The sequence below is a fragment of the Marinobacter sp. genome, from assembly GCF_014859525.1.
GTDB lineage: Bacteria > Pseudomonadota > Gammaproteobacteria > Pseudomonadales > Oleiphilaceae > Marinobacter.
The window spans coordinates 14,285-28,198 of sequence record NZ_JACUUB010000001.1; the positions used below are offsets into that span (position 1 = coordinate 14,285).

Below are 13,914 nucleotides of genomic sequence, written 5' to 3' on the forward strand. Positions count from 1 at the left end.
CCGCCCGTTAACCGCCGCTTATTCCCATTCGATGGTGGCCGGCGGCTTGGACGAGATATCGTAGGTTACCCGAGACACGCCCGAGATTTCGTTGATAATCCGATTAGACACGGTTTCCAAAAGATCGTACGGCAGGCGCGCCCAGCGAGCGGTCATGAAGTCGACGGTCTCCACCGCACGGATGGCGATCACATACTCGTAACGGCGGGCATCACCCACCACGCCAACCGACTTCACCGGCAGGAACACCGCAAAGGCCTGACTGGTCTTGTGGTAGAAGTCTGCGCGGTGCAGCTCCTCCAGGAAGATGGCGTCAGCCCGGCGCAAGATCTCGGCGTACTCTTTCTTGACCTCGCCCAGAATCCGCACACCCAGACCAGGGCCCGGGAACGGGTGACGGTAAACCATATCGTAGGGCAGGCCCAACTCCAGGCCGATCTTGCGTACTTCGTCTTTGAACAGTTCGCGCAGCGGCTCAACCAGTTTCAGCTTCATGGTTTCCGGCAAGCCACCGACATTGTGGTGAGACTTGATGACATGTGCTTTACCGGTTTTGGACGCGGCGGATTCGATGACATCCGGATAGATGGTGCCCTGGGCCAGCCAGATCACGTCTTTGATGCGCGTAGCTTCTTGATCAAACACCTCGATAAAGGTGTTGCCGATCACTTTACGCTTCTGCTCCGGGTCGTTCACACCCTTGAGCTTGGACAGGAACAGGTCTTCTGCATCGGCACGGATCACTTTTACGCCCATGTTACTGGCGAACATGTCCATCACCTGGTCGCCTTCGTGCAGTCGCAGCAAGCCGTTATCAACAAACACGCACGTCAGCTGATCACCAATGGCCTTGTGCAACAGCGCTGCGGTAACCGAGGAGTCAACACCACCTGACAGCCCCAGCAACACTTTGTCATTACCCACCTGCTCACGAATCTGACGGACCGCGTCGTCAACAATCTTGGCGGGGGTCCAAAGTGCCTCACAGCCACTGATGTTCAGGATAAAGTGCTCAAGAAGCCTCTTGCCCTGCAGGGTGTGGGTCACTTCCGGATGGAACTGCACGCCATAAAGATTGCGGTTGAGATCCTGCATGGCTGCAATCGGCGCGCTTTCAGTGGACGCCAGCAGCTCGAAACCTTCCGGCATGACCACAACTTTGTCACCGTGACTCATCCAGACATCCAGCAAGGACTCGCCCGCCGGGGTCAGGTGGTCCGTGATGTCCTGCAGCAACGGACCCTGGGCCCTCACCTTGACCTGAGCGTAACCGAATTCACGCTTCTCGGAGCTGGCCACACGCCCCCCCAGCTGCTCTGCCATGGTTTGCATGCCATAGCAGATGCCAAGAACCGGAATTCCCTTATCGAACAACCCTTCAGGGGCCCGTGGACCGCCCAGCTGGGTAACAGACTCCGGGCCGCCGGCCAGGATAATGCCCTTGGGGTTGAATGCTTTCAGTTCGTCGTCTGTGATATCGAACGCTTTGATCTCACAGTACACGCCGATTTCTCGCACACGGCGAGCAATTAACTGGGTGTACTGAGAACCGAAATCGAGAATCAGGATACGGTGGTCGTGAATATTCTGAGCCATGGAGTCCTCGGGCTGTAAAGAAACAACACGGCCCGGAAACCGGGCCGTGTCAGATCGAGCAAAGATTAACCGATTCGGTAGTTGGGTGCTTCTTTGGTGATGGTTACGTCGTGGACGTGGCTCTCGCGCATACCCGCGTTGGTAATCCGGACAAATTCCGGCTTGGTGCGCATCTCTTCCATGGTGGCACTGCCAGTGTAGCCCATGGAAGCCCGCAGGCCGCCCATCAACTGGTGCACGATGTTACGCATCGGGCCTTTGCAGGCAACGCGACCCTCGATACCTTCCGGAACCAGCTTCTCAATGCCTTTGGTGGCATCCTGGAAATAACGGTCGCTGGAACCCTGCCCCATAGCGCCAATCGATCCCATACCGCGATAAGCCTTGTAGCTGCGGCCCTGGAACAACTCAACTTCACCCGGGGCTTCGTCAGTACCCGCCAGCAAGCTGCCAATCATCACACTGTGAGCGCCAGCAGCAATAGCCTTGGCAATGTCGCCAGAGAAGCGCACACCGCCGTCGGCGATCACCGGTACGCCACGGTCACGCATGGCTGCCGCGACGTTGGAAACCGCTGAAATCTGGGGCACACCAATACCAGCCACGATTCGGGTGGTACAGATCGATCCGGGGCCAATGCCCACTTTGACCGCATCGGCACCGGCGTCAGCCAGGGCAAGTGCAGCGGAGGACGTGGCAATGTTGCCGCCGATCACCTGAACGTCCGGGTAGTTTTCTTTTACCCAGCGTACGCGATCGATAACACCTTTAGAATGGCCGTGAGCTGTATCCACCACGATTACGTCAACACCGGCCTCTGCCAGCGCCGCCACACGGGCTTCTGTATCACCGCCGGTACCAACTGCGGCACCTACCCGCAAACGACCCTGCTCATCTTTGCAGGCCAGCGGATAATCCTTGGCTTTCTGGATATCTTTAACGGTAATCAGGCCGCGCAGTTCAAAATTGTCGTTGACCACCAGCACTTTTTCGATTCGGTGACGGTGCAACAGCTCTTTGACATCGTCCAGGCTGGCACCTTCTTTAACCGTCACCAGCTTGTCTTTTTTGGTCATAATATCCCGAACCGGGGTATCCATCCGACTTTCAAAACGGATGTCACGGCCCGTGACAATGCCAACCAGATCGTTGCCATCTACCACTGGCAGCCCGGAAATACTGTTGGCCATGGTAATATCCACCAGCTCCCGAACCGTGGTGTCTGGAGTTACCGTGATGGGATCTTTCACCACACCACTCTCATACTTCTTGACCTTGCGGACTGCAGCGGCCTGCTGTTCCAGCGTCATGTTCTTATGCATGATGCCAATACCGCCTTCCTGAGCCATGGCAATAGCCAACTCAGCTTCAGTGACCGTATCCATTGCCGACGACACCAATGGAATGTTCAGGTTGATGCCTTTGGTCAGCCTGGTCTGAAGGTTGACCTGATGGGGAAGAACCTCGGAGTAACCGGGCACAAGCAGAATGTCATCAAACGTGAGGGCTTCTTCGGCAATACGCAGCATTGGGATCCGCCTTTTGAACATGCTAAGTTGGGAGCTTGCTCGTTACACTCGAGACGGTGCAACACAGCAAAATCCTTAATCGACCTATTATAAAGAGGTGACTACGGACAGTAAACCGCGAGGTTTTTGCACTTCTATTGCATCTTGCTGAATTTCCGTTATTTTTACCCGTCTCTCGGCTATTGCGTATGAACGATCTTGGAGCGCCATTTTTGACTTCCCCCTACCCGGATACCCGCCCAAGGGCTTTAACCGTCAGCGAACTCAATCGTCAGGCCCGGCATTTGCTCGAATCCAGCTTTATGCAGGTGTGGGTAGAAGGCGAACTGTCCAGCTTTTCAAAACCTTCATCCGGGCACTGGTACTTCTCCCTGAAAGACCAGAAATGCCAGATCCGATGCGCCATGTTCCGGGGCGCTAACCAACGCATCCGCCCCTTGCCCCGCGAAGGCGACCAGATCCGTATTCGCGGCAAGGTCACGCTTTACGAAAATCGTGGCGATTTTCAAATCATCGTTGAGCACATGGAGCCCGCCGGGATTGGCGCTTTGCAGCAGGCTTTTGAAGCATTAAAGCTGAAATTACACGCTGAGGGCTTGTTTGACCCGGCGCGAAAAAAACCGATTCCGTCGATGCCGCGCCACATTGGCGTCATTACCTCCCCGACCGGTGCTGCCATACACGACATACTGACCGTTCTGGCTCGACGCTGCCCCGCGATTCCCGTGACACTCTACCCCACGGCGGTTCAAGGGCAGGCTGCAACCGCCGACATTGTCCGCGCCATAGACCAGGCGCAACGCCATGGAGTCGCCGACTTACTGATCATTGGTCGTGGGGGCGGTTCACTGGAAGATCTCTGGTGCTTCAATGAAGAGACGGTCGCCAGGGCCATTGCCAGCTGCTCAATACCAACCGTCAGCGCGGTCGGCCACGAGGTCGATGTCACCATTGCGGATTTTGTGGCGGATCTCAGAGCACCGACACCCTCAGCGGCGGCTGAAAAGGCCTCTCCCGATCAACTCCAATGGCTACGCCGGCTTGGTGAGCAGGAGTTGCGGCTCGGTCAGTCCGCGCGCCGGCTGTTTCAGCGCCTGCAAACCCAGCTGGGCCACCTTGCCGCCAGATTGCGGGATCCACGCAGGCAGCTACAGGACAAAGCTCAACGCATGGACGAGCTGGACCTGCGCCTGAACAAAGCGATGGCGCAGCAACTTGTTCAGACCAGACTCAAGGCCAACCACCTCAGCCAACGACTGAGCACCCAATCGCCTCACAAAACCCTGCTCGCAGCCAGTGAGCAGACAACCAGGCTGAACGACCGGCTCGAAGCTGCCATCCGGCAACAGCTTCGACAACAGCATGAGCACCTGCAACATAATGCTCAAACCCTGCACCTAGTCAGTCCGCTAGCCACCCTTGGGCGGGGTTACGCAATTGTAAGGGATGACCAGAACCGGATTGTTCGCAACTCTGAGGCCCTCAGCGAAGGCTCATCAATCACCGCCCGCTTTGGCCAGGGCAGTGTTCGCGCACAGGTGACAGAGGTCAACTCTGATAGCCATTGAGCGTTAAATACCAGGCGACTTCGCCTATGGTCTAGTAGTCATGGTTTTTAAAGCTTCTACAGTTGTGTTTAACAATCACAGAACAAAAACAGCACAGCTGAGGTGGCAAGCATGAACTACCACTCTGAGTTCCGCCGGTCGATCGACCAACGGGATGACTTCTGGCGAGAACAAGCTCAAGATATAGATTGGATTGAATCTCCGAAAACCATTTGGCAGGCACTGAATAACGGTCACGGCGAGTGGTTCCCCGACGGAACCCTCAACACCAGCGATGCCGCGCTTGATGCCAACATCCGCGCCGGCCGCGGGCAACAGACCGCCCTTATCTACGACTCGCCGGTAACCAATACTCAGCAAAAATATACCTACAACGAATTACGCGATGACGTTGCGCGATTCGCCGGCGCTTTGCGGGCCCGCGGTATCGAGAAGGGCGACCGGGTTATCCTGTATATGCCCATGATCCCGCAGGCAGCCATCGCCATGCTGGCCTGCGCACGCCTGGGCGCCGTTCACTCTGTCGTGTTCGGGGGTTTTGCCGCCCATGAACTGGCGGTGCGAATTGAAGATGCCCAGCCAAAAGCGCTGATTACCGCCTCTTGCGGCATCGAAGTCACCAAAGTGATTGAATACAAACCACTGGTGGACAAGGCCATTGAGCTGTCCAGCCACAAACCCGACCTGTGCGTGGTCTATCAGAGACCTCAAACCACAGCGACGCTAAAAGACGGGCGTGATTTTGACTGGGAAGAGATCTGCGCCAGCGCGGAGCCAGCCGATCCGGTACCCGTAAAATCAACCGACCCGCTTTACGTTCTCTACACCTCTGGCACCACGGGCAAGCCAAAAGGGGTGGTACGAGATAACGGCGGCCATGCAGTAGCCCTGAAATACAGCATGAAGCTGGTGTACGACGCCAAACCCGGCGACGTGTTCTGGGCTGCCTCGGATGTTGGCTGGGTGGTGGGTCACAGTTATATTGTTTATGCGCCGCTATTCGCCGGCTGCACCACTATCCTTTATGAAGGCAAGCCAGTCAGAACCCCAGACGCAGGCGCATTCTGGCGCGTGGTGCAGGATCACAAAGTGAATATGCTGTTCACTGCTCCAACCGCTTTCCGAGCCGTTCGCAAGGAAGACCCGGAAGCCGATCAGCTTGGCCGCTACGATGTATCATCGCTAAAGCGCATCTTCCTGGCCGGTGAACGGCTGGACCCACCCACCTATGAGTGGCTCAAGGAGCATACTGGCCTGCCGATTCTGGACCACTGGTGGCAGACCGAAACCGGCTGGGCCATCTGCTGCAACCCGGTGGGCCTTGAAATGATGGCCACCAAGCCGGGGTCGGCCACCGTGCCCTCGCCAGGGTTCAACGTTCAGGTGGTGGACCCGGAAGGCAGCCAGATACCTGCCGGCGAACAGGGCCAGATTGCCGTCAAACTCCCGCTGCCACCTGGCTGTCTGATGACAGTTTGGGGCGATGACAAACGGTTTCAGAGCAGCTATCTGGACCCGATTCCCGGGTTCTACAGCTCTGGCGACGGCGGCTTTATCGACGACGATGGCTACGTCTTTATCATGGGGCGCACCGACGACGTGATCAACGTGGCCGGCCACCGCCTGTCCACCGGCGAAATGGAAGAAGTCGTTGCTTCACACCCGGCCATCGCCGAGTGTTGTGTGGTTGGCGCTCACGATGACATGAAAGGCCAGATCCCCATTGGCCTGGTGTTGATCAAAGATGGCGCAACCATTGATCAGGACGAACTCGAAGAAGAACTGGTTGACATGGTTCGGGAGAAAATCGGCGCCATTGCCTGCTTCCGTCGAGCCATTGTGGTGGATCGACTGCCCAAGACCCGCTCAGGCAAGATTTTGCGCCGGGTCATTCGGCAAATTGCCGACGGGGAGCAGTACAATGTGCCCAGCACGATCGACGACCCCGCCATTCTTGAGGAAATCAGCGAGAAATTCGGGCGCTGATTCGCAAAGCCTTCATAATATGCAACACAACTTTGCCTGAAACCCAGGCAAAGTTGTGTTGCATATCTGTGACAACCCACTGTTTTTAAACATTTTAAATCTTTAAAAACTTCCTGAAAAAACAATTGACGCCCCCCAAACACGGTCTATACTAAAAATTGCTGTGATCCTCTGCAGCGGTATTTGGCGAATGCGTTTCAACGTCCTGCCCAAGGCTTTTCGTTGCCCTTCCTCAGTACGCTCCGGATGTTCCAGCAACGGTTTCCGCTCCGGCAGAAGCCGAGTCCGTACAGGCTGCTACCTGTGCGGAATCCGAACGTCCCGTGAGGGCAACATTTCAGTAAGACAGGAAAGATCGATGTCCGATACCAAGACTGGCCAAGTAAAGTGGTTCAACGAATCCAAAGGCTTTGGCTTTATTGCTCAGGAAGGCGGCAGTGACGTTTTCGTTCACTACAGTGCAATCAATTCCGGCGGTTTCCGTACTCTGGCAGAGGGCCAGCAAGTACAGTTCACCGTTACTCAGGGACCGAAAGGCCCGCAGGCGGAAAACGTAACCCCGCTGTAAGCGGTTGCGTTAACTGCCGGATGCCCCTCACGGGCAGACGGAAAAGAACGGCCAGCACATCGCTGGCCGTTCTTGTATTTGAAGGCTACCGGCTCAGGCCTGGGCAACCGCGCCAGTTTCTGAGGTAGTAGCGGCATCGCTGGCTGCCGTCTGAGCAACGGCTGAGAATAGCGCCTGCAAGGTCGCCGAGGTCGTATCCTCCGCCAGCGCAGCTGCACTGCAATGCTGGCCATTGGCGGTCAGGCGGATGCAGGCCAGAGCATTGGCATTGGTCCCCTCGCCCAACGCAAACTCATCATACGCCTCAACCGCAACGGCAATCCCGAACCGTTTTGCCAGCGCGTCCGATACTGCCTCAACGGCACCCAGCCCCTGCCCTACCAGCGTTATCGGGGAGGCATCACGACCCACCACCACCTCGGCCCGAACGCCATCATTATCCCGATGCAAATCATAAGAGCGCAAAGCCCAATCGGTATGCACTTTCAGGTAGCGCTCATCAAACAACCGGTGAATGGTGTGGGAGTCAATTTCACCACCGTTGGTTTCGGCTTCGCGTTGCACCACTTTGCTGAACTCGATCTGCAACCAACGGGGCAAGCTGATCTTGTAATCCCGTTCCAGCACGTACGCTACCCCGCCCTTGCCGGACTGGCTGTTGATGCGCACCACTTCTTCGTATCGCCGGCCAAGATCAAAGGGATCAATCGGCAGATAGGCGACATTCCAGGTTTCGCCCTCCGTACGTCTTGCCAGGCACTTTCGAATAGCATCCTGGTGACTGCCAGAAAACGCCGTAAACACCAACTCACCCGCGTAGGGATGGCGTGGGTGAGTGGAAATCTCAGTACACGCTTCTACCACATCGGTAATTTCAGCCATACCAGAGAGGTCCAGCATCGGGTCAATGCCTTGCGAATACAGATTCATAGCCATGGTAACCAGATCCATATTACCGGTGCGCTCTCCGTTACCCATCAACGTGCCTTCAACCCGGTCAGCTCCTGCCATCACCGCCAATTCAGCGGCTGCCACAGCACAACCCCGGTCATTGTGGGTGTGCACACTGATCCTGACGTGCTCACGGTAGCGGATATTCTCACAAATCCATTCCACCTGGTCGGCAAACACGTTAGGGGTTGCCATCTCAACGGTGGCAGGCAAGTTTATGATCACTGGCTGGCCCTGGTCCGGTCGCCAGACATCGTTCACTGCATCAACTACCTCGGCCGCGAAATCCAGCTCGGTGCCGGTAAAGCTCTCTGGCGAATACTGGAACGTCCAGTCAGTATCCGGATAACGCTCAGCGATCTCTTTGACCACGGTTGCGCCCTGTACGGCGATGTCTTTGATGCCGGCGCGGTCCAGACCGAACACCTGCTCACGCTGAACGGCAGACGTTGAGTTGTAAACGTGAACAACGGCTTGCTTCACCCCCTCAAGTGCCTGATAGGTGCGTTTAATGAGTTCCGGCCGCGCCTGGGTAAGCACCTGAATTTTCACATCAGCGGGGATTCGGTTTTCTTCAATCAGTTTGCGGCAAAAATCAAAGTCGGGCTGACTGGCTGCCGGAAAGCCGATTTCAATTTCCTTAAAGCCAAGTTTGACTAACAAATCGAACAGCCGTTGTTTTTGAGCGACGCCCATAGGCTTAACCAGCGCCTGGTTGCCATCGCGCAGATCAACGGCGCACCAGACCGGGGCTTTCTCGATGACCTGATCCGGCCAACGACGATCTTCTTTAGCTACTGGCTTAAAGGCGCTGTATTTACGATGGTCAAAGGCCATACCTGAACATTCCTTCCGCTGATCGTGACTATAAAGAGCAGTGTAACGCCCCCAGCGCGCCATTTGGTTGCTATTTGCGCAAGCATTCGATATTTTTAGCAATATAATTGCCGTACTCTAATCAGGCGAAGAAGATGATTGCGAATAACGCCAAGCCGTTGGCCAGAATCGACAAAACCGACCGTAAAATCCTCGAACAATTGCAGAGCAATGGCTCGCTCACGAATCAGCAGTTGGCCGAAAAAGTCGGGCTATCCCCTTCCCCATGCCTGCGCCGGGTGAGAACCCTTGAAGAAGCAGGTATTATCGTGCGGACAGTAACCATTCTGGATCACAAGAAACTCGGGCTGGCGCTGACAGCGATTATCCTGATCGGTATGGACCGTCACACGCCGGAACGGTTTGCCGCTTTCGAGGAGCAAGTCGCTGCGTACCCGGAAGTCCAGGAGTGTTATCTGATTACCGGACAAAGCGCCGATTATATGCTGAAAGTGGTGGTACCCGACATGGACCACTACCACCAGTTTCTGCTCAACCGGATTACCCGCATTCAAGGCGTCAGTGGGGTGCACTCCAGCTTTGTGCTGCGGCGGGTGATAGACAGCACCGCCTTGCCACTGGGTTACCTTTCCTGAGGCGACTACCAGTCTGTAGATTAGCGCCTCATCGTCTGTACCTTGTGCCACAGGCTCCGTACAATAAAAGCCACTTTACGACCATGACAGGCAGACCCGGGCCAGCCCTCCTGCCGATCAGTCTACATTTCTACTTTTCATCAAAGCGGAAGAAACGATGCGAGCAAGCCGTTATCTGATTGCCACCCAGAAAGAGACCCCTGCCGACGCCGAAATTATCAGTCATCAGCTGATGCTGCGTGCGGGCATGATCCGGAAACTGGCCGCAGGCCTATACTCCTGGCTGCCGATGGGCCTGCGTACTTTGCGCAAAGTGGAACGGATTGTTCGTGAAGAGATGGACAAGAGCGGGGCCCAGGAAGTTCTGATGCCGGGGGTTCAGCCTGCGGAATTGTGGCAGGAATCCGGCCGTTGGGAACAGTACGGCGGCGAATTGCTGCGCATGAACGACCGTCACGGTCGGGACTTCTGCCTCGGCCCAACTCATGAAGAAGTGATCACCGACCTGATCCGCAATGAGCTGAAAAGCTACAAGGAACTGCCGGCCAACTTCTATCAGATCCAGACCAAATTCCGCGACGAGCGCCGTCCCCGTTTTGGCGTTATGCGTTCACGCGAGTTCATCATGAAGGATGCCTACTCCTTTCACGTCAACGCGGCTTCTCTGGACGACACCTACCAGGTGATGCACCAGACCTACTGCAACATCTTTGACCGTCTGGGCCTTGATTACCGCCCGGTGCAGGCAGACTCCGGCGCCATCGGCGGCAGTGCATCCCATGAATTCCACGTACTGGCATCCTCCGGTGAAGATGCCATCGTGTTCAGCACCGACAGCGACTACGCCGCCAACATGGAGAAAGCCGAAGCAGTTGCACCGGCCGGCGAGCGCCCTGGGGCCACAGAACCCCTGACCGAAGTGCACACACCGGGCCAGAAAACCATCGAGGCCGTTTCTCAGTTCCTCGGCCTGCCGGCTGAGCGCAGCGTGAAGACACTGCTGGTCAAGGCTGAAGCCGATGACAATGGCGATGCCGGTCTGGTGGCACTGATTCTGCGCGGCGACCATACTCTGAACGAAATCAAAGCTGAAAACCTGCAGGGAATTGCCGAGCCGCTAACCATGGCGACTGATGAAGAAATCGAAAGAGCCATCGGCTGCAAACCCGGCTCTATTGGCCCGGTGAACCTTCCGGTGCCTGTGATTATTGATCGCAGCGCCGCTCATTTGGCTGACTTTGTCTGCGGGGCCAACAAGGATGACTACCACCTGACCGGCGTAAACTGGCAAAGAGATCTACCGCTGGGCCGAGTTGAAGATCTTCGCAACGTGGTGGAGGGCGACCTGAGCCCCGACGGCAAGGGCACACTGGAAATTCGCCGCGGCATCGAAGTGGGCCACATCTTCAAGCTGGGCAACAAATACAGCTCGGCCATGAACGCCACTGTACTGGATGAGAACGGCAAGACCGTGATCATGGAAATGGGCTGCTACGGCATCGGGGTTTCGCGCATCGTGGCGGCCTCCATTGAGCAGAACCATGACGACAAGGGCATCATCTGGCCAGATGCCATTGCGCCATTTGAAGTCGCCATTGTGACGTTGAATGCGCATAAGTCACCCATCGTCGCAGAGGCTGGCGAGAAGCTCTACGAGCAACTGCGACAGGCTGGCTATGACGTACTGCTGGACGACCGGAACGAGCGACCGGGCGTTAAGTTTGCAGACATGGAGCTGATAGGTATACCGCACCGGTTTGTGGTTTCCGAGCGCGGTCTTACGGCTGGCACCCTGGAATACAAGGGTCGTCGCGATGAAGACAAGCAGGATATTGCTGTCGAAGATGCCCTGCTGTTTCTGGTAAAGGCCTCTCCCAAAGGCAGCCTGTAAGTTGTTCTGGCCGTTCCGGGCATCGCGTTATCGATCACCCGGAACGGCAACACCAACGCTACCGTCGACCAACGATGCCCGGCTCCATTTCCAGTTCTACCCCGAACTTATCCTGCACAGACTGGCGCACCTCTTTCGCCAACGCCAGCACATCGTCACCGGTACCACCTGAGTGATTAATCAGAACCAGCGCCTGTCGGTTATGAATTCCAACCCGGGCACTGCGGAAGCCTTTCCAGCCGGCCTGATCAATCAACCACGCGGCCGCCAGTTTAACGCCCTGCTCCGCCGGATAAGAGACCACGTCAGGGAATTGCGACTGCAAACGTTCAAACCGGGAGGCATCAATCACCGGATTTTTAAAGAAACTGCCCACATTGGGCAGCACCGAAGGGTCCGGCAGCTTGCGACGACGCACCGCCATAACGGCTTCAGCCACATCCAGAGGTGTTAAAGACGCAGTATCAGTATCCGCCAGATAGCTCTGAAGATCGCGATAACCCAGTTTGAGCGGCCGTGAGCGGGATAGGCCCAGGCGGATTTCCAGAATGATGTAACGGCCCGGGTGATGCTTGAACAGACTGTCCCGGTAACCTAACTCACAATCTGCTGCCGTCAGGGTGACCGACTTCATTGTACTGCGATCGAGTGCCGTAACGCTTATCAGGGTATCGCCCAACTCAACGCCGTAAGCGCCGATGTTCTGCACCGGAGCCGCACCGGCAGTGCCGGGAATCAGCGCCAGATTCTCAATGCCACGGTATCCCGACCGGGCTGCGTACACGACCGCCTCATGCCAATTCTCGCCGGCGCCCAGTACCAGCACCGCATCATCACCACTGGCCTGCTCCCACCTTCGGCCACGAATGGCCATGTGCAGCACCAAACCATCATAGTCACCGGCAAAGACCAGGTTACTGCCACCGCCAAGCACCAGGGTATCCAGCTTACGGTCGGAAGCCCAGCGGAGCGCATCCCGCAACTGGCCTTCGCTGCCAATAGCCACCAGATACCGGGCGTGAGCGGCAACCGCCAGGGTGTTCAGAGCACTCAAACTGGCCTGCTCGTTAATGGTGAGGCCCAGGCTCAAGCGAGTCGCCTCCGGATGTCCTCCAGCAAGCCCTTGCTGGCGTCGTGTATCAAGTCCAGGACTCGTTCAAACCCGTCTTCACCGCCATAATAGGGATCGGGCACTTCAGCTTGCCCAGACTCGCCAAACTCAAGTAACAACCGAGGCTCTGTTCCCCCGTTCTGATGCCACAGGTCTCTAACGTCAGCCAGATTCTCGCGGTCCATCACCAATACGTAGTCAAACCGGTCAAGATCCTCCACAGCAATCTGGCGCGCCCGAAGACCGCTGATATCAATTCCCCGGCGCCCTGCGGCTTCCATCGAGCGGGTGTCCGGTGCTTTACCAATGTGCCAGTTGCCAGTGCCACAGGAATCGATGCGCAATCTTTCCGAAATCCCCTGCTGGCTTGCCAGCTGCCGGAAGACGCCTTCGGCGGTGGGTGAACGGCAGATATTCCCCAGGCACACAAACAGTACGCTGACGTGCTCAGACATAACGTCCTCCTGCTTCTAACAAAACCCTGATCCGGGCCAGATCTTCCTCGGTGTCGACGCCCGGGGCGGGCGGTTGATCGGCAATATCCACATGAATACGAGCGCCATTGTACAACGCACGCAACTGCTCCAATGCTTCTATCTGCTCGGTAGGCGCAGGCGGCCAACTGACGAACTGGCCCAATACACTGGCGCGATAGCCATAAATGCCGATGTGCCGGAAGTACCCGATACCGTCAGGCAGATCGACATCGGCTTCCCAGGCATTCGCCGGCCAGAAATCCCGTGCCCAGGGAATCGGCGCACGGCTGAAGTAATGGGCGATACCCCGGGCATCGAACACCACTTTCACTACGTTGGGATTGAATACCTGCCTTGGGTCATGGATCCGTTCACACAGGGTCGAAATGGCCACTTCGGGGTACAGGTCCAGATTCTCGGCTACCTGATTGATCAATACCGGCGGGATCAGAGGCTCATCGCCCTGCACGTTGACGACCCGATGGTCCGGGTCGAGGCCCAGCTTTCTGGCAACCTCTTCCAGGCGATCGGTGCCGCTGGCGTGATACGGCGAGGTCATCACCACTTCTGCACCAAACGCCTGGCAGGCGTCCTGAATACGCGAGTCATCCGTGGCAACCACCACCCTGTCGGCCTGACTTTCTCTGGCCCGCTCACACACATGCTGAACCATTGGCTTACCAGCAATCATCGCCAGGGGCTTGCCCGGCAATCGGCTGGAGGCATAGCGAGCGGGAATGACAACGGTAAATGACATGATGGCGCG

General features: G+C 56.6%; 10 protein-coding genes and 1 pseudogene. 5 read left to right on the top strand and 6 right to left on the bottom strand.

The window, feature by feature from the left end:
• Positions 1–18: 18 nt before the first annotated feature.
• Both guaA and guaB read right to left on the bottom strand, forming a co-directional pair.
• Positions 19–1,596: a glutamine-hydrolyzing GMP synthase gene (gene guaA, locus IBX51_RS00090; protein ID WP_291827216.1), complete on the bottom strand. Its 1,578-nt coding sequence runs from the start codon at positions 1,594–1,596 to the stop codon at positions 19–21.
• Between the two features lie 65 nt (positions 1,597–1,661).
• A complete protein-coding gene (gene guaB, locus IBX51_RS00095) occupies positions 1,662–3,125 on the bottom strand; it encodes an IMP dehydrogenase (RefSeq protein WP_291827218.1) in 1,464 nt (487 codons plus the stop codon).
• A 188-nt stretch (positions 3,126–3,313) separates the two neighbouring features.
• On the opposite strand from guaB, the gene xseA reads away from it, so the two are divergent.
• The 3 genes and pseudogenes from xseA to IBX51_RS00110 all read left to right on the top strand — a co-directional run bounded on the left by xseA (position 3,314) and on the right by IBX51_RS00110 (position 7,247).
• Complete coding sequence (gene xseA / locus IBX51_RS00100) at positions 3,314–4,693, top strand: exodeoxyribonuclease VII large subunit (RefSeq protein ID WP_291827220.1); 1,380 nt, start codon at positions 3,314–3,316, stop codon at positions 4,691–4,693.
• Between the two features lie 93 nt (positions 4,694–4,786).
• Positions 4,787–6,679, top strand: a pseudogene (locus IBX51_RS00105) (propionyl-CoA synthetase); the annotation flags it as partial.
• 358 nt (positions 6,680–7,037) lie between these two features.
• On the top strand, positions 7,038–7,247 hold the full coding sequence (locus IBX51_RS00110) for a cold-shock protein (protein ID WP_044385991.1): 210 nt from the start codon (positions 7,038–7,040) through the stop codon (positions 7,245–7,247).
• A 93-nt stretch (positions 7,248–7,340) separates the two neighbouring features.
• Here the strand turns inward: IBX51_RS00110 and leuA are convergent, their stop codons facing one another.
• Complete coding sequence (gene leuA, locus IBX51_RS00115) at positions 7,341–9,035, bottom strand: 2-isopropylmalate synthase (protein ID WP_291827226.1); 1,695 nt, start codon at positions 9,033–9,035, stop codon at positions 7,341–7,343.
• A gap of 137 nt (positions 9,036–9,172) precedes the next feature.
• Between leuA and IBX51_RS00120 the strand changes: the two genes are divergently transcribed.
• Both IBX51_RS00120 and IBX51_RS00125 read left to right on the top strand, forming a co-directional pair.
• Positions 9,173–9,670, top strand: a complete 498-nt coding sequence (locus tag IBX51_RS00120; RefSeq protein ID WP_291827599.1) for an Lrp/AsnC family transcriptional regulator — start codon at positions 9,173–9,175, stop codon at positions 9,668–9,670.
• 157 nt (positions 9,671–9,827) lie between these two features.
• Entirely contained in the window at positions 9,828–11,561 is a 1,734-nt protein-coding gene (locus IBX51_RS00125) for a proline--tRNA ligase (protein WP_291827228.1), read from the top strand.
• Between the two features lie 58 nt (positions 11,562–11,619).
• Here IBX51_RS00125 and murB read toward each other — a convergent pair whose 3' ends face one another.
• From murB to kdsB, 3 genes are read right to left on the bottom strand one after another with little or no spacing between them, the layout of a single operon-like run.
• Positions 11,620–12,651, bottom strand: a complete 1,032-nt coding sequence (gene murB, locus IBX51_RS00130) for a UDP-N-acetylmuramate dehydrogenase (RefSeq protein ID WP_291827231.1) — start codon at positions 12,649–12,651, stop codon at positions 11,620–11,622.
• Positions 12,648–13,127 carry a low molecular weight protein-tyrosine-phosphatase gene (locus IBX51_RS00135; protein ID WP_291827234.1) on the bottom strand — a complete coding sequence of 160 codons (480 nt, stop codon included), beginning with the start codon at positions 13,125–13,127 and terminating at the stop codon, positions 12,648–12,650. The genes murB and IBX51_RS00135 overlap by 4 nt, the downstream gene beginning before the upstream one ends.
• Entirely contained in the window at positions 13,120–13,905 is a 786-nt protein-coding gene (kdsB, locus tag IBX51_RS00140; RefSeq protein WP_291827238.1) for a 3-deoxy-manno-octulosonate cytidylyltransferase, read from the bottom strand. Before kdsB ends, IBX51_RS00135 begins: the two co-directional genes overlap by 8 nt.
• Between the last annotated feature and the right edge of the window lie 9 nt (positions 13,906–13,914).